At 70.5% G+C, this 17,791-nt stretch carries 14 protein-coding genes; 7 read left to right on the top strand and 7 right to left on the bottom strand.

Annotated features, from left to right (window positions below; genetic code table 11):
* Positions 1 to 26 precede the first annotated feature (26 nt).
* The gene (locus C2U58_RS17915) at positions 27 to 950 is read right to left on the bottom strand and encodes a LysR family transcriptional regulator (protein ID WP_102947097.1); all 924 of its coding nucleotides are present in this window, start codon (positions 948 to 950) and stop codon (positions 27 to 29) included.
* Between the two features lie 87 nt (positions 951 to 1,037).
* Between C2U58_RS17915 and C2U58_RS17910 the strand changes: the two genes are divergently transcribed.
* From C2U58_RS17910 to C2U58_RS17895, 4 genes are all read left to right on the top strand, one after another.
* Positions 1,038 to 2,045: a zinc-binding alcohol dehydrogenase family protein gene (locus C2U58_RS17910; RefSeq protein WP_102947096.1), complete on the top strand. Its 1,008-nt coding sequence runs from the start codon at positions 1,038 to 1,040 to the stop codon at positions 2,043 to 2,045.
* A 67-nt stretch (positions 2,046 to 2,112) separates the two neighbouring features.
* Complete coding sequence (locus C2U58_RS17905) at positions 2,113 to 3,495, top strand: DNA recombination protein RmuC (RefSeq protein ID WP_102947126.1); 1,383 nt, start codon at positions 2,113 to 2,115, stop codon at positions 3,493 to 3,495.
* A 54-nt stretch (positions 3,496 to 3,549) separates the two neighbouring features.
* Positions 3,550 to 3,924 carry a hypothetical protein gene (locus C2U58_RS17900; RefSeq protein ID WP_102947095.1) on the top strand — a complete coding sequence of 125 codons (375 nt, stop codon included), beginning with the start codon at positions 3,550 to 3,552 and terminating at the stop codon, positions 3,922 to 3,924.
* A gap of 58 nt (positions 3,925 to 3,982) precedes the next feature.
* Positions 3,983 to 4,543 (top strand): glutathione peroxidase, encoded by a 561-nt coding sequence (locus tag C2U58_RS17895; RefSeq protein WP_102947094.1) that lies wholly within the window; start codon positions 3,983 to 3,985, stop codon positions 4,541 to 4,543.
* Positions 4,544 to 4,589: 46 nt separating this feature from the next.
* Here C2U58_RS17895 and C2U58_RS17890 read toward each other — a convergent pair whose 3' ends face one another.
* Genes C2U58_RS17890 through C2U58_RS17865 form a run of 6 tightly spaced genes read right to left on the bottom strand, consistent with a single transcriptional unit; the run spans position 4,590 to position 8,685 of the window.
* A complete protein-coding gene (locus tag C2U58_RS17890) occupies positions 4,590 to 5,624 on the bottom strand; it encodes a VacJ family lipoprotein (RefSeq protein WP_102947093.1) in 1,035 nt (344 codons plus the stop codon).
* Position 5,625: 1 nt separating this feature from the next.
* Positions 5,626 to 5,940 carry an STAS domain-containing protein gene (locus tag C2U58_RS17885; RefSeq protein WP_102947092.1) on the bottom strand — a complete coding sequence of 105 codons (315 nt, stop codon included), beginning with the start codon at positions 5,938 to 5,940 and terminating at the stop codon, positions 5,626 to 5,628.
* Positions 5,930 to 6,592, bottom strand: a complete 663-nt coding sequence (locus C2U58_RS17880) for an ABC transporter substrate-binding protein (protein WP_102947091.1) — start codon at positions 6,590 to 6,592, stop codon at positions 5,930 to 5,932. Before C2U58_RS17880 ends, C2U58_RS17885 begins: the two co-directional genes overlap by 11 nt.
* Positions 6,589 to 7,113, bottom strand: coding sequence for an outer membrane lipid asymmetry maintenance protein MlaD (mlaD, locus tag C2U58_RS17875; RefSeq protein WP_070208321.1), 525 nt, complete (start codon positions 7,111 to 7,113; stop codon positions 6,589 to 6,591). Before mlaD ends, C2U58_RS17880 begins: the two co-directional genes overlap by 4 nt.
* Positions 7,114 to 7,147: 34 nt before the next feature.
* Positions 7,148 to 7,897 carry an MlaE family lipid ABC transporter permease subunit gene (locus C2U58_RS17870; RefSeq protein ID WP_102947090.1) on the bottom strand — a complete coding sequence of 250 codons (750 nt, stop codon included), beginning with the start codon at positions 7,895 to 7,897 and terminating at the stop codon, positions 7,148 to 7,150.
* Positions 7,897 to 8,685 carry an ATP-binding cassette domain-containing protein gene (locus C2U58_RS17865; RefSeq protein WP_102947125.1) on the bottom strand — a complete coding sequence of 263 codons (789 nt, stop codon included), beginning with the start codon at positions 8,683 to 8,685 and terminating at the stop codon, positions 7,897 to 7,899. The genes C2U58_RS17870 and C2U58_RS17865 overlap by 1 nt, the downstream gene beginning before the upstream one ends.
* Positions 8,686 to 8,918: 233 nt before the next feature.
* Between C2U58_RS17865 and recC the strand changes: the two genes are divergently transcribed.
* From recC to recD, 3 genes are read left to right on the top strand one after another with little or no spacing between them, the layout of a single operon-like run.
* Positions 8,919 to 12,263 (top strand): exodeoxyribonuclease V subunit gamma, encoded by a 3,345-nt coding sequence (gene recC, locus C2U58_RS17860; RefSeq protein ID WP_102947089.1) that lies wholly within the window; start codon positions 8,919 to 8,921, stop codon positions 12,261 to 12,263.
* A complete protein-coding gene (recB, locus tag C2U58_RS17855) occupies positions 12,260 to 15,907 on the top strand; it encodes an exodeoxyribonuclease V subunit beta (RefSeq protein ID WP_102947088.1) in 3,648 nt (1,215 codons plus the stop codon). Before recC ends, recB begins: the two co-directional genes overlap by 4 nt.
* Positions 15,904 to 17,787, top strand: a complete 1,884-nt coding sequence (gene recD / locus C2U58_RS17850) for an exodeoxyribonuclease V subunit alpha (RefSeq protein ID WP_102947087.1) — start codon at positions 15,904 to 15,906, stop codon at positions 17,785 to 17,787. Before recB ends, recD begins: the two co-directional genes overlap by 4 nt.
* The last annotated feature ends 4 nt before the right edge of the window (positions 17,788 to 17,791 follow it).

The following is a 17,791-nucleotide window of genomic DNA, read 5'->3' as shown; positions in this document are numbered from 1 at the left end:
GGCTACCCGGCGCTGCCGGGACAGCGCTACGTGGCGTGCCCGGGCAGATCCGCCAGCATCGGCGCCAGGCGCTGCACGCACAACGCATGCAGCTGGCGGATCGCCGGCGAGAACTGCTTGCGGTGCGGGCACACCAGGTTCAGCGGCAGGCTGTCGCCTGTGCCCCCCAGCAGCACCTGCAGGCGCCCGGTCCGCACGTCGTCGCACACATCCAGCCACGACTTGAACACGATCCCTTCGCCGGCCACCGCCCAGCGCCGCACCACGTCGGCGTCGTCGCACACCAGCGGGCCGCGCACGGGTACCACCACGCGCCGCCCGTCCTGCTCGAAGCTCCAGCGGTCGTACGGTCGTCCGGCGAGCTGATAGACCAGGCACTGGTGGTATTTCAGTGCGTCCAGGTCGGTGGGCGCGCCATGCCGTGCCAGGTAGCCGGGCGAGGCCACCAGCACCCGCCGGTTGCCCGGCAGCAACGGCAGCGCCACGTAGCTGGCGGTGTCGAAGCGACCCAACCGGAACGCGATATCCACCGGGTCGCGGAACACGTCGGCCACCTGGTCCGAGAGCAACAGGCGCAGCTGCAGCTTCGGGTGCGCGGCGCGGAACTCGGTCAGCCAGGGCAGCAGCACGTTGCGGCCCAGGTCCGACGGCGCCGCCACCTGCAGCACGCCCTGCAGCTCGGCCTCGTCGCCGCGGACCCGGGCCTGGCCCTCGTGCAGGGTGGCCAGCATGTCCTGCGCGTAGGGCAGGTACAGCGCGCCTTCGGCGGTCAGGCGCAGGCTGCGGGTGGAGCGCACGAACAGCCGCAGGTCCAGTTCGCGCTCCAGCCGGGCGATGGCGGCGGCCACCTGGCCGGGCAGCAGGTCCGCCTCGCGCGCGGCGTTGGAAAAGCTGCCCAGCGCGGCGGTGCGGGCGAACAGGTGCAGATCCTCGAAACGGACCATTTTCATTCCAGCAGTGAAAGTGCTGCTGCATTCTGCGCCTTTCCGACGGTGCCCGGGCGCGCCACCCTGAGCGCCTCACCCAAGGACTCCCCCATGAAAGCCATCGCCTATACCCAGCACGGCCTGCCCATCACCGACCCGGCCGCCCTGGTCGACATCGACCTGCCCGTGCCCAGCCCCGGTCCGCGCGACCTGCGCGTGCAGGTGCGGGCGATCTCGGTCAACCCGGTCGACACCAAGGTGCGCAAGGGCGCGGCCGTGTCCGAGCCGCGCGTGCTGGGCTGGGACGCGGTCGGCATCGTCGACGCGGTCGGCAGCGAAGTGACCCTGTTCCAGCCGGGCGATGCGGTGTACTACGCCGGCGACATCAACCGCCCCGGCAGCAATGCCGAGTACCAGCTGGTCGACGAGCGCATCGTCGGCCGCAAGCCGGCCAGCCTGGACGATGCCGCCGCCGCCGCACTGCCGCTGACCGCGATCACCGCCTGGGAACTGCTGTTCGACCGCCTGCGCATTGCCGAAGGCGGCGGCGAAGGCCAGACCCTGCTGGTGATCGGCGCGGCGGGCGGGGTTGGCTCGATCCTGGTGCAGCTGGCGCGCCAGCTGACCCGGTTGACCGTGATCGGCACCGCCTCGCGCCCGGACAGCCAGGACTGGGTGTACGCGCTGGGCGCGCACCATGTGATCGACCACAGCCAACCGCTGGGTGAAAGCCTGGCCCGGATCGGGATCGAGCAGGTCAGCCATGTGGCCAGCCTGACCCACACAGACCAGCACTACGCACAGATCGTCAGCGCGCTGGCACCGCAGGGCCAGCTGGCCCTGATCGACGACCCCGGCCAGCTCGACGTGATGGCGCTCAAGCGCAAGAGCCTGTCGCTGCACTGGGAGTCGATGTTCACCCGCTCCAGCTTCGCCACCCCGGACATGCAGCGCCAGCACGACCTGCTCAACCGGGTCGCCGACCTCGTCGATGACGGCGTGCTGCGCACCACCCTGGGCGAGAACTACGGGCGCATCGATGCGGCCAACCTGCGCCGCGCGCATGCGCTGATCGAAACCCACCGCGCGGTCGGCAAGCTGGTGCTGGAAGGCTTCTGAGCGCAGGCAGGGCAACGGGGTGTGGGCCGGCGCAGCGGATGAGACCGGCTCGGCCTACACTTCCGCCATGCAACCTGAATTCCTCATCCTTGGCGGCCTGCTCTGTGCCGTCCTCGTGCTGCAGCTGGTCTCCCTGCTGCGGCGTTCCAACCATGGCGACCTGGAGCAGTCCCTGCGCGAGGAAGCGCGGGTCGGCCGCAGCGAGCTGCGCGAGCAGCTGGAAGGGCTGGGCCGGCAGCAGGACGCCCGCCTGGAATCGTTCGCGCGCGCGCTGACCGACCTGTCGACCCGCACCGACCAGCGCCTGGACCTGCTGCGCGACGCGCTGGGCGAAGACGCGCGCAAGGCGCGCGAGGAAGCGGCAGTGACCCAGCAGCGGTCGGCCGAATCGCTGGGCCAGCGCCTGCAGGACATGACCCAACGCAACGAGCTGCGCATCGGCGAGATGCGCGCCACGCTGGAGCAGCAGCTCAAGAACCTGCAGAGCGACAACGCCGAAAAGCTCGACCAGATGCGGGTCACCGTCGACGAAAAGCTGCAGACCACGCTCGAAGCGCGGCTGGGCGCGTCGTTCCAGCTGGTTTCCGACCGCCTGGAGCAGGTCCAGCGTGGGCTGGGCGAAATGCAGCAGCTGGCCACCGGCGTGGGCGACCTCAAGCGCGTGCTGACCAACGTCAAGAACCGCGGCAGCTGGGGCGAAGTGCAGCTGGACAACATCCTCGAACAGACCCTCACCCAGGAGCAGTACGCGCGCGGGGTGAAGGTGCGCCCGGACAGCGGCGAGATGGTCGACATCGCGGTGCGCCTGCCCGGGCGTGGCCATGAAGACACGCCCGTGTGGCTGCCGATCGATTCCAAGTTCCCGCGCGAAGACTACGAGCGCCTGCTCGATGCGCAGGAGCAGGGCGATGCTGACGGCGTGCGCGTGCAGGGCGCGCAGCTGGAACGCGCGATCCGCATCCAGGCCAGGTCGATCTGCGACAAGTACATCGTGCCGCCGCACACCACCGACTTCGCGGTGATGTTCCTGCCGACCGAAGGGCTGTATGCCGAAGTGATCCGGCGCCCGGGACTGGTCGACCTGCTGCAGCGCGAACACCGCGTGGTGGTGGCCGGGCCGACCACGGTCACCGCGCTGCTCAACAGCCTGCAGATGGGCTTCCGCACGCTGGCCATCGAACAGCGCTCCAGCGAAGTGTGGAGCCTGCTGGGCGCGGTCAAGAGCGAGTTCGGCAAGTTCGCCGGCATCCTGGAAAAGGCCGAGAAGCAGATCAGCACGGTCGGGCGCAGCCTGGGCGAGGCCAGCCGCAAGACGCGCACCATCGAGCGCCGCCTGCGCGGCGTGGAGTCGCTCGGCAGTGAGCAGACCGAACAGCTGCTGGGCGGAATCGGGCTGGACGCGGCCGACGAGGACGAGTCGGCAGACGACGCAACGACCACGCAGGACTGACATCGGCAGTTGCTACAGTGTGCGGCCATGCTCTTACCTGCCAGGAAACCGTCGATGCGCCTGACCTTGATGCTCCCGCTGTTGTTGATGCTGGCCGGCTGCAGTACTGCGCCGGGTAACGACACCGCCGCCGCGCCTGCACCGGCAGGTGATGCAACTGCGGAAGCAGCGTCGTGTGCCGCTTCGGGCGGCGAACTGAAGCCGCTCGGCCGCCTGCAGCGCGTGCAGTGCGTTGTTCCCTATGCGGACGCCGGCAAGACCTGCAGCGCCAAGTCCGACTGCACTGGGCAGTGCCTGGCCAATGGCGAGACGGAGATTGCAGCAGGCACCAAAGCCACCGGCATCTGCCAGACCGACGTCAGCCAGAACTTCGGCTGCCGCCAGCGCATCGACGGTGGCGTGGCCCAGGGCACGATCTGCGTCGATTGATTTCGCCTTTCCGGGGCACATATCCCATGTGTCCTTTCCACACTGCACAGGAACACCCGTGAGCCAGACCGTCTACGACATTCCCGTCACCACCATCGAAGGCCAGCCCAGATCGCTGGCCGACTACCGCGGCAAAGTGCTGCTGGTGGTCAACGTGGCTTCCAAGTGCGGCCTGACCCCGCAGTACGAAGGCCTGCAGGCCCTGTACGCCGACAAGCAGGCCGCCGGCCTGGAAGTGCTCGGTTTCCCGGCCAACAACTTCCTGGCCCAGGAGCCGGGCAGCGAGGCGGAGATCCAGCAGTTCTGCCAGCTGGAATACAACGTCAGTTTCCCGATGTTCGCCAAGGTCAGCGTGGCCGGCGACGACATCCATCCGCTGTACCAGCAGCTCACCCAGGCCCAGCCGGCCGCCACCGGCGAAGGTCCGATGCGCGAAAAGCTGCAGGGCGCGGTTGCCAAGTACCCGGACCTGGTGGTCAATCCGGCCCCGGGCGTGCTGTGGAACTTCGAGAAGTTCCTGGTCGGCCGCAATGGCCAGGTGGTCGCCCGCTTCGCCCCCGACGTACCGGCCAACGACCCGCGCCTGCTCGACGCGATCGACGCGGCCCTGGCCGCCTGATCCAGGATCAAAAAAAAACCCCGCTTCGGCGGGGTTTTTCTTTTGATCAGTTACCCCAGTTGGGCATCGGCATCGCATCCACCGGGATCGGGGCGGAGTCGTCGGCATCCTTGCCGCGTTCGCGTCGACCCCGCAGGTCGTTCACGATCTGGTAGTTGCGGCGCTGCAGCCAGGCGTCGCGCGTGAGCGCGTACTCGTCCACGGCGTTGTCGCGGATGTCGTCCAGCGCCAGCAGCTGCGAGCGCATGTCCACCAGCTGCAGGCCCTGCAGCGGGATGCGGATGTTGTCCTGCTCGATGGTGCGGATCGGCGAGAGCGGAATGTCGCCGGCCAGGCCGAACACATCGCGCACGGTACGCGGACCGAAGAACGGCAGCTCCACGTAACGCGAGCTGCGCCAGCCCCAGGCGCCCAGGGTCTGGCCGAAGTCTTCGCTGCGACGCGGTACCTGGCCGGCGCTGGCCGGGTCCCACAGGCCGCCGATGCCTACCGTGGTGTTGATGATGAAACGTCCCAAGCTGTCCCAGGCGTCGCCCGGGCGCCCCTGCAGCAGCTGGTTGGTGATGGTCACCGGTGCGCGCAGGTTGCTGAAGAAGTTGCTCACGCCGGTGCGTGCGAAGCGCGGCACCACATTGGTGTACGCGGTGGCCAGCGGACGCGCGATCGCGCGGTCGACCACGTTGTTGAAGGCGTGCACGCGGCGGTTGAAACCCTCCCAGGGGTCGTAGGCCGAGGTCGACGCCTCGGCGCCGTCGGCGTTGGGCGCCGGGCCGCCGTACAGCGCGGCGAAGTCATCCTCGGCACCGGTGGGTGCGGCGCCAGTGGCGGCCGGTGCGGTGCCATCGGTGGGGGCAGCGTCGGACGCAGCAGCGTCGGAGCCGGAAACTGCAGGTGCAGCGGCCGCGACCGGTGCCGGCGCGGGCACCGCCGCGCCGCCGTCAGCCACCGGCGCGGGAACATCAGTCGCAGCGACGGGTGCCACGGCGACGGTGGCCGGCGCACTGTCACGGGCCGGCTTGGCCGCGCAGGCGCTGAGCGCCAGGACCAGCAGGAAAAGGGAAGCGGTGCGTACGACGTTCATGTCAGCTCGCGGCAGTAGAGGCATTGAAATCCAGGGACGGCGCCAGCCGGTAGGCGGCGCTGAGTTCATTGAGGCCGGCAGGGTTGCCATTGACCACCAGCGTACGCCCGTCGTCGCGGGCGCGCGCGGTGAGCTCGGCCAGCAACGCCAGACCGGCGCTGTCCAGCTGCGTGACTGCGTTCAGGTCGAGCTGCAGCACGTTGTCTGGCAGGTCCTTCAGCTTCGACCACAGCGCCACCACGGCGTCGCGGTCGAGAACGCCGTCGAACACGCAGCGCGAACCGTCGATCCGCGCGCTGGCGCTGTTACTTGCCATTGCCGGCCGGCCCGGCCTGCATGGAACCGGCACGCAGTTCCTTGGCCACTTCCTGGATCCCCTTCTGGCGCAGCGGCGCGTCGAACTGGGTACGGAAGGTCTGTACGTAGGAAATGCCTTCGATGTTCACGTCGAAGATTTTCCACTGGCCGTTGACGTTGCGCATCATGTATTCGACCGGGGTCGATTCGGCGCCGGTGCGCAGCAGCTCGGTGGAGACCTTGACGCCACGGTTGCCGGGCAGCGGCTGCTCGCCCTTGGCGCGGAAGGTCGGCTTGCCCTGGATGGTCAGCAGGGCCGAACCGTAGCGTTGCATCAGGTTGTCGGCCATCGCATCGGCGAACAACTTCACGTCCGCGTCAGAGGCGCCACGCGCGTTGGCGCCCAGCACCAGGCGCGCCGCGTAATCGCGGTCGAAGGTGCGGTTGAGCTCGCTGTCGATGTAGCTGCGCAGGGCGGCCGGGTCCTTGCTGAACTCGGCGCGGCGCTGCTGCAGGGTGGCCAGGATGCGGGAACTGGCATCCATCACCGTCTTCGTCGCCGCGCTCTGGGGGGCGGCGGCGGCGGGCTGGGTGGGCTGGGCGAACGACAGCGAGGGCAGGGAGGCGAGCAGGGCCGAAGCGAGCAGCGCCGGAATCAGGGTCTTTTTCATTTCTGCGGTTCCGTTGCCGGCGCGGCTGCGCCGGGAGCATCCTGGGAAGCGGCGCCGGCATTGCCCGGGCCGCTGAACATGTACTTGCCAACCATCTGGATCAGGTCCACGGCCGGCTGGGTGAAGACGATCTCGTCGCCGGACTTCAGCACGTCCGGATCACCGCCCGGCTGCAGTCCGATATAGCTTTCGCCGAGCAAACCGCTGGTGAATATGCCGGCAGAGGTGTCGGCGGGCAGGTCCTTGAACTTCGGATCCAGCTTCAGCGTCACGATCGAATCGAAGCGGGTCGGGTCCAGGTCGATATCGCCGACCTGGCCCACCACCACGCCGCCGATCTTGACCGGCGCCTGTTTGCGCAGCTGGCCGATCTGGGTGAAGCGGGCTTTCAGTTCATACCCTTCGCTGCCGAAACCCCAGCGCTGGTTGGTCGACGCCATCGCCAGCACCAGCAGCGAGGCCAGCGCCAGCAGCAGGAAAGCGCCGACGGAAAATTCGAGTCTGGGACCGCGGATGGCCATGTTCATATCACCGTATTTGAAGAGCGTCAGGGCGTCAGCGGAACAGCATCGCCGACAGCACGAAGTTGAACATCAGCACCAGCAGCGAGGCGTTCACCACCGCGCGCGTGGTCGCTACCGAAGTGCCTTCGATGGTCGGCTCGGCGTGGAAGCCCACGTACGAAGCGACCAGCGCGGCGGTACCGCCGAAGATGGCCGACTTCAGCATTGCCACGCCGAAGTCGTCCCAAAAGTCCACGCTGTTGCTCAGCGCCGACCAGAACACGCCGTTGTCCAGGCCAAGCACGTGCACCGCTTCGAAGTAGCTGGCACTGATCGCCAGCGAACAGAAGATGCCGGTCAGCAGCGGCACGGTCAGCACCGCCGCCCAGAAGCGCGGCGCCACCACCTTGGCGACCGGGTCGATCGCCATCAGCTCCAGCGCCTTGATCTGGTCGGTGGCGCGCATCAACCCCAGCTCGGCGGCAATCGAGCTGCCGGCGCGGCCGATGAACAGCAGCGCGGTCAGCACCGGCGCCAGCTCGCGGTACAGCGACAGGCCCAACAGCGTGGACAGCGCATCGGCGGCGCCGAAGGTGGTCAGCGTGCGGTAGCCCTGCAGGGTCAGCACCAGGCCCACGAATGCACCGCCCACGGCGATGATCGGCAGCGAACGCGCGCCGATCTTGTAGATCTCGCGGGTCAGCTCGGCCAGGAAATCACGGGTTGGCAGCGAACCGCGCAGGACGGTCAGCGAGAACAGGCCGGCCCGGCCCAGTGAGCGGGTGCTTTCAACGAACGGCATCAGGCCACCTTCGCGCGGGGCGCGGCATCGAACGGGATCGGGCCGTCCGGCTGCCCGTGCAGGAACTGGCGCAGCAGCGGGTCCTGGCTGGACTCGAGCGCGGCCGGGGTGCCCTGGAACACCACCCCGCCATTGGCGATCGCAATCACCTGGTCGCAGATCGGCAGGGTTTCATGCACATGGTGGCTGACGATGATGCTGGTCAGGCCCAGGCTGTGGTTGAGGCGCTGGATCAGGCTCATGATCACGCCGCTGGCGATCGGGTCCAGCCCGGTCAGCGGCTCGTCGTAGATCATCAGCGGCGGGTCCAGCGCCAGCGCGCGGGCCAGCGCCACGCGGCGCGCCATGCCGCCGGACAGCTCGCGCGGCCAGGCGTCGGCCGCGGCCAGCAGGCCGACCGCGTGCAGCTTCATGTCCACCAGCCGGTCCAGCACCGCAGCCGGCAGCCGGGTGTGGGTGCGCAACGGCAGCGCCACGTTCTCGGCCACGGTCAGGTCGGTGAGCAGGCCGTTGCCCTGCAGCAGCACGCCCACGCTGCGGCGCATCGCGCGCAGGGCGCCGCTGCCGGTGGGAATGGGCTGCCCGAACAGGGTCACGGTTCCGGCCGCCGGGCGCAGTTCGCCGGTCAGCGCCGCAAGCAGCGTCGACTTGCCGCTGCCGGAGGGACCGAGCACGGCGGTGATGCTGCCACGCGGTACCGACAGCGAAACGTCGCGCAGGATGGCGCGACCGCCGCGGTCGATCCGCACGTTGTCCAACTGCACCAGAGGTTCTTCGGAAGCCGTCATGGTCGCCATTAACAAAATTCCAACGTTCTAAGATCGTGGTGGACGGCTGAACAAAACCGAACTGGACCGTGCAGTATTGTCGCATGTTGGCTTGGCGTGCCCCGCCCGTACGGGGGATGGGCGGCTGAAACAGTGCATATCGAACGACCGCCAAAGAAGGCCGCAGGCGACATCCACCGTCGTCCATATCAAAGAGGGTCGAGATCGGCGCCGCGCTGCGGCACACTGCCGCGATGACCGACCCCGCTTCAGACTTCCGCCTGTACCACTCCAATTCGCTCGATGTGCTGGCCGCGCTGCTGGCCAGGACGCTGCGCGAGCCGGTGGCCGGGCAGTCGATCCTCGAACCGGACGTGGTGCTGATTCCGCAGGTGGCGATGCGCCGCTGGCTGCAGTCCACCCTGGCGGCGGAGTATGGCATCGCCGCCAACCTGGCGTTCCTGACCCCGGGCGAGTTCGTGGCGCGGGCGTTGAACGCCAATGTGCCCGGCGAGCATGACGATCTCACCGCCGCCGCGCTGCACTGGAAGGTCTACGCGGCGCTGACCGACCCGGCGCTGATGGCGCAGCCGCCGCTGCGCGCGCTGCAGGCCTACCTGTCCCAACCGGATCCGCTCAAGCCCTGGGCGCTGGCCGGCGAGCTGGCCGCCGTGTTCGAGAAGTACCAGGCCTGGCGCCGCGACTGGCTGCTGCGCTGGGAAGCCGGCGCCGACCCGCACGACCCGCAGGCGATCCTGTGGCGGCGCATCGGCAGCGGCCACCAGTACCGCGCCCGTCGCATCCACGCCTATCTGGAGCAGTTCGAAGGCGCCGGGCGGCCGTTGCCGGCGGGGCTGCCGCCGCGCCTGTTCGCCTTTGCCACCCTGAACGTGTCGCCGGACGTGCTGCGGGTGGTGGCCACCCAGGCGCGGGTCGGCACGCTGCACTTCTACATGCCCACGCCCACCCGTTCGTACTGGGGCGACCTGCAGACCCTGGGCGGGCGCCTGCGCAGCGGCGCGGCCGACCCGTTCGGCAGCGGCGCCGACGAGAACCGCCTGCTGCAGGCCTGGGGTGCGGCCGGGCGCGACTTCATGGCGGTGCTGGGCAGCTACGAAGTGGTGCATCCCTCCGGCGAAATCGCCGCCTACCACGATCCCGAAGACGACACCCGCGCGGACATGGCCCACGGCGGCCTTGCCGACAGCCTGCTGCACCGCCTGCAGCGCGACCTGTTCCACCGCCGCACCGCGCCGGAAGGCGCGCTGCGCCCGCAGCTGCTGCGCAACGACCCCAGCCTGCAGGTGCATGCCTGCCACACCCGCCTGCGCGAACTGCAGGTCCTGCACGACCAGCTGCGCGCGCTGCTGCAGGACCCGCGTTTCGACCCGCCGCTGCAGGCGCGCGACATCGCGGTGCTGGCACCGGACATCGATCCGTACGTGCCGTACCTGGAGGCAGTGTTCGGCGGTCGCAGCGGCGGCGAGGACCACATTCCCTACGCGCTGGCCGACACCAGCCCGCTCACCGGCGAACCGCTGGCCGACGTGTTCGTGCACCTGCTCGGCCTGCCGGTGTCGCGCTTCGGCCTCAACGAAGTGCTGGACCTGCTGGCCAGCGCGCCACTGGCCGAAGCCGCCGGCCTGGACGCGGCCGCGTTCGACCGCCTGCACGACTGGCTGCAGGCCGCCGGCGCGCGCTGGGGCCTGGACGCCAGCCACCGCGCGCAGCACCAGGCGCCGGACGACGACGCCTACACCTGGCAGTTCGCACTGGACCGCCTGCTGCTCGGCCATGCCAGCGGCAGCGATGGCGACATCGCCGGCGTGGCGCCGTGGCCGGAGCTGGAAGGCAGCGCGCTGGACGCGCTGGACCGCCTGCTCGCGCTGATGCGGGTGCTGGCGCGCTACCAGCGCGCGCTGAGCGATGCGCTGCCCCCGGCGCAGTGGCGCCAGCGCCTGCTGGCCCTGCTCGACGCGCTGCTGCCGGAGACCCCGGAGGCGGCCAGCAGCCAGCGCGCGCTGGAGCGGCTGCGCAAGCTGATCAACGAGTTCGCCCGCGAGGCCGAACGTGCCGATTTCGATGCCCCGGTCCCGCCGGAGGTGGTGCGTGCGCATTTCGGCGGCGTGCTCGGCGAGGCCGACACCCGCGCGCCGCTGCTGACCGGCGGCATCAGCTTCGGGCGGATGGTGCCGATGCGGCTGCTGCCGTTCCGGGTGATCTGCGTGCTCGGCCTCAACGACGGCGACTTCCCGCGCCGCGACCCGGCTGCCGGGCTCAACCAGCTCACCGCCGAACTGGGCACCGACAAGCGCCGGCATGGCGACCGCTCGCTGCGCGAGGACGACCGCTTCCTGTTCCTGCAGCTGTTCGCCTCGGCGCAGGACGTGTTCTACCTGAGCTACCTCGGTGCCGACCCGCGCGATGGCAGCGTGCGCGAACCGTCGGTGTTGGTCAGCGAGCTGATCGATGCCGCCGCTGAGTACCACGACGACCCGCCAGCGGCAGTGAAACAGTTCACCGTGCGCCATTCGCTGCAGCCGTTCTCGCCGGCCGCGTTCGGCGGCGGCGATGAGCCGCGCCGCTTCAGTTACCGCCAGCAGTGGCACCCCGCTGCGGGCTCGCTCGGCAGCGTGCGGCGCGCACCGCCGGCATGGTTCCAGCAGCCGCTGGCGCCGTTGCCGGAGGACGCCGCGCCGGACCTGTCGCTGGACGCGCTGCGCCGGTTCCTTACCGACCCGGCCGGGCAGTTCCTGTCGCAGCGGCTGGGCCTGCGCCTGCCCGAAGAGCTGGGCACGGCCGAGGACCTGGAACCGCTGGTGCTGGCCGGGCGTGGCCTGGAGCAGCGCCTGCTGCAGCATGCGGTGATCGAGGCCACCCTGGAAGGCGATGACACGCCGTTGTACGCGCGGTTGCGCGCACGCGCGCTGCTGCCATCGGGTGCGCTCGGCGAACGCCAGTTCCAGGCGCTGCAGGCGCAGACCCGCCCCTATGCGCTGGCATTGGCGCAGTGGCGCGGCGACAGCACCGCCGACAGCCGACGCTACGAGGTGGAGATCGATGGCGTACGCCTGCACGGCCGCGTCGACGACATCCACCTGCAGGGCATCGTGCGCCTGCGCGCGGGTGGCCTGAACGGCCCGGCGGCGATCCGGCACGGGCTGGACTGGCTGCTGGCCAACGCTGCCGGCGACGCACTGCCGCTGATCGAATTCCACGACGGTGGCGAGGACGGGGTGGGGCCGCACGTGTTGCCCGCGCTGTCGGCCCCCACCGCGAAGGCCGCATTGCAGACCCTGCTGCAGCTGCGTGGCGAAGGACTGTGCGGTCCGCTGCTGTATGGCCCGTACACCGCGTGGACGCTGTACCGCACCCCGGCCGCCAAGCGCGAAGCCGAGGGCTGGGCGCAGTGGCATGGCGGTGACCGGCGCTGGGGCGAGGCCAGTGGCGACGCCCTGCAGCTGGCCCTGCGCGGGCGCGACCCGTTCGCCGATCCGGACAGCTACCAGCAATTGCTGCAGACCAGCTTCCGGGTGTTCTGCGCTGTGCGCGAGGGCAGGGTGTTCCAGGGCTTCACCGACGAAGGAGCGCCGGCATGAGCGACCTGGACCTGCAGCACGATCCCTACCTGTCCCTGCCGCTGGACGGCGTGCGCCTGATCGAAGCCAGCGCGGGCACCGGCAAGACCTTCACCCTGGCCACGCTGTTCACCCGGCTGGTGGTGGAGCAGGGCTACCGCATCGGCCAGATCCTGGCGGTGACCTTTACCGACGCCGCCACCCAGGAGCTCCGCAAGCGCATCCGCGAGCGCCTGGCCCTGGCCGCGAAGCTGCTGGCGCGCGCGCCTTCTGAAGACGAAGCGCCCGACGCGCAGCTCACCCGCTACCTGCTGCAGCGCGAACTGGACCGCGGCCGCGAAACCCCGGCGGCGCTGGCGCAGCGCCTGCAGACCGCCGCCGACGAAATCGACCTCGCCGCGATCTTCACCATCCACGGCTTCTGCACCCGGGTGCTGCGCGAACACGCGCTGGAGAGCGGCCACACGTTCGACCCGCCGACCCTGCTGCCCAGCGAGCGCGAACTGCACGACCAGCTCGGCGCCGACCTCTGGCGGGTGCACGCCAACGACCCCGCACGGGTCGATGCGCTGACCCGGCTGTGGTCGGATCCGGACGCATTGGCACGCGACCTGTCGGCGCTGATCAAACCACTGCCGCTGCTGCCGCCCGTGCCCGTGCATCGGCTGGACGACCCCAGTGACGCGTTGCAGTCCGCCGCCGAGGCACTCGCGCTCGCCATCGACGCGCATGCCGAAGACGCCCAGGCCAGCATTGCCAACGCGTTCGAGCGCAAGATCTTCGACGGCCGCCGCGCACGTCGGCCCAGCTTCGACAAGGCCTTCGCCGAACTGTTCGCCGGCCGAGCGTCGCGCAGCTGGCCGCGCAGCGACAAGCTGCACCTGGGCAAGCTGCTGCCGGTGGCGTTGCTCGGCTTCTGCAAAGAGGATCAGCAGGGCCTGTGCCCAGCCTCGGCGCTGTTCGACGCGCTGCAGACCTGGTGGCACGCTGCCGACAGCCACGACCAGTGGCTGCGCCAGCAGGCGCTGCTGCTGCTGCACGACCTGCGCGGCCAGGCCCGCGAACGCCTCGACGAGCTGAAGCGGGTCGGCCGGGTGCAGACCTACGACGACCTGATCGACGGCGTGGCCGCCGCGCTGGAAGGCCCGCACCGCGCCGCGCTGGTACAGCAGCTGCGCGCGCAGTACCGGATCGCCCTGGTGGACGAATTCCAGGACACCGACGACCGCCAGTGGGGCATCTTCCAGCGCGTGTTCGGCGATTCGCCGGAAACCCGCGAGGCGGGCCTCGACCCGGCGCTGTTCCTGATCGGCGATCCCAAGCAGGCCATCTACGGCTTCCGCGGCGGCGACATCCACACCTACCTCAAGGCAAAGCGTGAAGCGGTCGCCGCACCCGCGTTGAACCGCAACTTCCGCTCGCGCCCGGGCGTGCTGCGCGCGCTGCAGGCGCTGTACAACGCGGCGGGCGAACGCGCCTTCCTGGAAGCGGACATCGCCTTCGAGCCGGTGCTGCCTGGCAGCACCCGCAGCGACGCCGACTTCCTGCGCGACGACCAGCCCGCACCGGGCCTGACCCTGCGCCTGCTGCGCAGCGACGACGGCGCCGACCTCAAGGCCGACCCGTCGCGCCAGCAGGCCACCGACGCCTGCGTAGCGGCAATCCACCAGGTGCTGCTGGAAGGCCGGCAGGGCCGCGCGCTGCTGCGCGGCATGCCGGTGCAGCCCGGCGACATCGCCGTGCTGGTGCGCCGCCACCATGAAGCTACCCGGATCCAGCAGGCGCTGAGCGCGGTCGGCATTCCAGCGGTGGCCGCTGGCAAGCAGAGCCTGTACGCCACTGCCGAGGCACGCGAACTGCGCGTGCTGCTGCTGGCGCTGCTGCAGCCGGCCGACGAAGGCCGCCTGCGTGCCGCGCTGTCGACCGTGCTGCTCGGTGAAAACGCGGCGGCGATCGACGCGATGGAACGCGACGGCGACCCGCAGCGCGCGTTCCAGACCCGGCTGCTGCTGTGGCGCGAACGCTGGCTGCGCGGCGGACCGTTCGCGGTCATCGCCGACCTGTGCGCCGAACATGCCGAACGCCTGCTCGGCCTGCTCGATGGCGAACGCCGCCTCACCAACTACCTGCAGCTGGGCGAGCTGCTGCAGCAGGCGGCCGGCCAGGCGCTGGGCATGCACGGCCTGCTGGACTGGCTGCAGGTGCAGATGGCGCACGCCGACCAGGACGACGAACAGCAGCTGCTGCGGCTGGAATCGGACGCGCGCCGGGTGCAGATCATCACCCTGCACAAGAGCAAGGGGTTGGAGTACCCCTTGGTGTTCCTGCCCTTCGTCGGCATCGGCAGCGGCGGCGCCAACACCGATGCCAACTGCACGGTCTACGCCGACGGGCGCCGCGAGCTGCACTGGAAGCTGGAGCGCGACGAAGCGTGGAACGCGGCCAGCGCGCGCGCCGCGCAGGAGCAGGAGGCCGAAGATGCGCGCCTGCTGTACGTGGGCCTGACCCGCGCCGAGCATGCCTTGTGGATCGCCGCCGGCGACCTCGCCGGATTGGCGAAGACCCGGCTGGCGCCGATGCTGTCCGACCTGGATGCGTTGCGATCGAACCCGGACATCCAGGTGATCGAAGGCCCCGTGGAGCCGCGCCCCGCGCAGCTGCCGGTGGAACGCGAAGGCGAATTGCCACCGGTGCGCGCGGTCACCCGGCGGGTGCCGCACGACTGGTGGGTGTACAGCTTTACCCAGCTGGCCAATGCGGATGCGGGCCACGACACCGACGCCATGGCCACCGAAGCGCCGGCCCCGGCCGCCGACGAACCGGCCGGCGGCGAGTTGCCGCTGGAGGTCGAGCCGCTGGCGCCGAGCGAACCGCAGCCGGAGATCGATCCGCGCTTCATGGGCAGCCGCTTCGGCAACGTGCTGCACGATGCGCTGGAGAACACCGACTTCGCGCGCTGGTCCGTCTGGCGCGCTGGCGATGCGGCGCCGCCGGAACAGGCCGAGGTGCTGCGCGACTCGCTGCGCGCCGAAGGCTATGCCGACGCCGACCTGGACGATGGCGTGGCGGTGCTGGTGCCGCTGGTCGGGCAGACCCTGACCGTGCAACTGCCCGAAGGCGGCGCGCTGTGCAGCCTGCCCGCGCAGGACCGGCGCGCCGAGATCGAGTTCCACTTCGCCATGCAGGCCACTGCCGTGCCGGCGCTGCTGCAGCTGCTGCACCGGCACGGACTGGTCCGCGACCGGCGCAGCTTCGGCACCCGCCGCCAGCTGGAAGGGCTGATGACCGGCAAGATCGACCTCACCTACGTGCGCGACGGACGCTGGTACGTGCTCGACTACAAATCCAACCGGCTCCCCGGCTACGACGCTGCGCGCCTGGCCGAGGCCATGCAGCACAGCGAGTACGACCTGCAGGCGCTGATCTACACCGTGGCCCTGCACCGCTGGCTGCGCTTCCGCCTCGGCGCCGGCTACGACCTGGCGCGCGACATGGGCGGCATCCGCTACCTGTTCTGCCGTGGACTCGAAGCCGGCCGCGCCGACGCGCCGGGCGTGCATGCGCAGCGCTTCGACCCGGCGCTGGTGGAGGCAATGGACGCGCTGTTCGCAGGTGGCGCCGACGCCCACGCCGGGCTGGTGGCACGCGCGCGGGGTGACGCATGAGCCTGCTCGCCGCGCTGTTGCAGCAGGGCACCCTGCGCACCCTGGACCACGCTTTGGCGCAGAGCCTGCGCCGACTGCAGCCGGACACGCCCGACGCGGTGCTGGCCGCAGCCGCGCTGGCATCGCTGGCGGTGGCGCAGGGCCACGCCGGGCTGGACCCGCAGCAGCCCCGGCGGCTGGTGGATGCCGACCTGGACTGGCCGCTGCCCGGCGACTGGATGGCGCAGCTGCGCGCATCGCCGTGGGTGGATACGCCGGAACGCGACGACCATGCGGCCGCCGATGCACCGCTGGTGCTGGAACACGGCCTGCTGTACCTGCGCCGGTACCGCGAGTACGAACGTCGGTTGGCGCTGGGCCTGCAGCGCATTGCCCGGCAACCGCTGCCCGTGCACGACCCGGCGGCGCTGGCGCCGCTGTTCGCACAGCTGTTCCCGCAGGCACTGGACGGCATCGACCACCAGGCACGTGCCGCTGCGGTCGCGCTGCGCCACCCGCTGGTGCTGGTCACCGGCGGGCCCGGTACCGGCAAGACCACCACCATCGCGCGCCTGCTGGTGCTGCTGGCCGCCCAGGCGCAACAGGCCAACGCCGCGCTGCCGCGGGTGGCGCTGGCCGCCCCTACCGGGCGCGCGGCCGAACGCATGGCCGAAAGCCTGCGCCTGGCCCTGCAGCGGCTGCGCCTGGTCGGGGTGGCCGCCGAACTGGCCGAGGCCCTGCCGACCACCGGCGCCACCCTGCATCGCCTGCTCGGGGTGATTCCCGATTCGCCGCGCTTCCGCCACCACGCCGATAACCCGCTGCCGTTCGATGTGGTGGTGGTGGACGAAGCTTCAATGATCGACCTGCCGTTGATGACCAAGCTGGTCGAAGCGGTCGCCGGCGGTACGCGGCTGATCCTGCTCGGGGACCCCGACCAGCTGCCGTCGGTGGAGGCCGGCGACGTGCTCAGCGCGGTGCTGCAGGCCAGCGGCGACGGCCTCGGCACCCAGGCCGACGATGCCACTGCGCTGCGCCCATTGCTGGCGGCGGCCGCGCTGCAGCCGCTGGCCGCGCCGCTGCCGTTCGCCGGCCGTCGCGTGCAGCTTCAGCGCGGCTACCGGCAGAGCGACGCGCTGGACCTGGCGCCACTGGCGGCTGCGGTGCGCGTGGGCGACAGCACCCGTGCATTGGAGCTGCTGCGCCACGGCCAGCTGGCCGGCGTGCACTTCCACGAAGACCAGGTGGACCCGCTGCAGCAGCACCGGCAGACCCTGCTGGCGCACTGGCGTGGGCTGGGCGAGGCGGCGGACCCGGCGCAGGCGCTGGCCCAGGCCGGCCAGCTGCGCCTGCTCACCGCGCTGCGCGAAGGACCGCAGGGCGCGCGCGGCCTCAACGAACGCATCGAAGCGGCGCTGGCCGGCAGCGCGCGACCGGGCGGTGGGGCGCGCTACTTCCACGGCCGGCTGCTGCTGATCACCGAGAACAGCTACCGCCACCGCCTGTTCAACGGCGACATCGGCCTGTGCCTGCGCAACAGCGAAGGCGCGGTGCTGGCCTGGTTCCCCGGCGACAGCCCGGAACACCCGCGCGCGTTCCACCCGGCCGCGCTGCCCGCGCACGAAAGCGCGTTCGCGATGACCGTGCACAAGGCGCAGGGCTCGGAATTCGACGAGGTGTGGCTGCAGCTGCCGCGTCGCGACAACCGGGTGCTGTCGCGCGAGCTGGTGTACACCGGCATGACCCGGGCGCGCCGGGCGTTGCATGTACTGGGCAGTGCGGAGGTGGTACAGGAAGCGCTGGCGCGGCACGCCAGCCGCTTGTCCGGGCTGGCGCTGCGGCTGGGGGCGGGGGCAGCAGCCCGTGAGGCGACCGCACCGGCACAAGGCCAGCTGTTCTGACGTT

Source organism: Stenotrophomonas sp. VV52 (assembly GCF_002893095.1).
GTDB lineage: Bacteria > Pseudomonadota > Gammaproteobacteria > Xanthomonadales > Xanthomonadaceae > Stenotrophomonas > Stenotrophomonas aracearum.
The sequence above is the reverse complement of the archived record's forward strand: the minus strand, read 5'-3'. Positions and strand labels throughout refer to the sequence as shown.

Excerpts from the sequence above, each read along its gene's own strand:
- C2U58_RS17915 (WP_102947097.1), bottom strand. The coding sequence starts at position 950 with ATGAAAATGGTCCGTTTCGAGGATCTGCACCTGTTCGCCCGCACCGCC.
- C2U58_RS17910 (WP_102947096.1), top strand. The coding sequence starts at position 1,038 with ATGAAAGCCATCGCCTATACCCAGCACGGCCTGCCCATCACCGACCCG.
- C2U58_RS17905 (WP_102947126.1), top strand. The coding sequence starts at position 2,113 with ATGCAACCTGAATTCCTCATCCTTGGCGGCCTGCTCTGTGCCGTCCTC.
- C2U58_RS17900 (WP_102947095.1), top strand. The coding sequence starts at position 3,550 with ATGCGCCTGACCTTGATGCTCCCGCTGTTGTTGATGCTGGCCGGCTGC.
- C2U58_RS17890 (WP_102947093.1), bottom strand. The coding sequence starts at position 5,624 with ATGAACGTCGTACGCACCGCTTCCCTTTTCCTGCTGGTCCTGGCGCTC.
- C2U58_RS17885 (WP_102947092.1), bottom strand. The coding sequence starts at position 5,940 with ATGGCAAGTAACAGCGCCAGCGCGCGGATCGACGGTTCGCGCTGCGTG.
- C2U58_RS17880 (WP_102947091.1), bottom strand. The coding sequence starts at position 6,592 with ATGAAAAAGACCCTGATTCCGGCGCTGCTCGCTTCGGCCCTGCTCGCC.
- mlaD (WP_070208321.1), bottom strand. The coding sequence starts at position 7,113 with ATGGCCATCCGCGGTCCCAGACTCGAATTTTCCGTCGGCGCTTTCCTG.
- C2U58_RS17870 (WP_102947090.1), bottom strand. The coding sequence starts at position 7,897 with ATGCCGTTCGTTGAAAGCACCCGCTCACTGGGCCGGGCCGGCCTGTTC.
- C2U58_RS17865 (WP_102947125.1), bottom strand. The coding sequence starts at position 8,685 with ATGACGGCTTCCGAAGAACCTCTGGTGCAGTTGGACAACGTGCGGATC.
- recC (WP_102947089.1), top strand. The coding sequence starts at position 8,919 with ATGACCGACCCCGCTTCAGACTTCCGCCTGTACCACTCCAATTCGCTC.
- recB (WP_102947088.1), top strand. The coding sequence starts at position 12,260 with ATGAGCGACCTGGACCTGCAGCACGATCCCTACCTGTCCCTGCCGCTG.
- recD (WP_102947087.1), top strand. The coding sequence starts at position 15,904 with ATGAGCCTGCTCGCCGCGCTGTTGCAGCAGGGCACCCTGCGCACCCTG.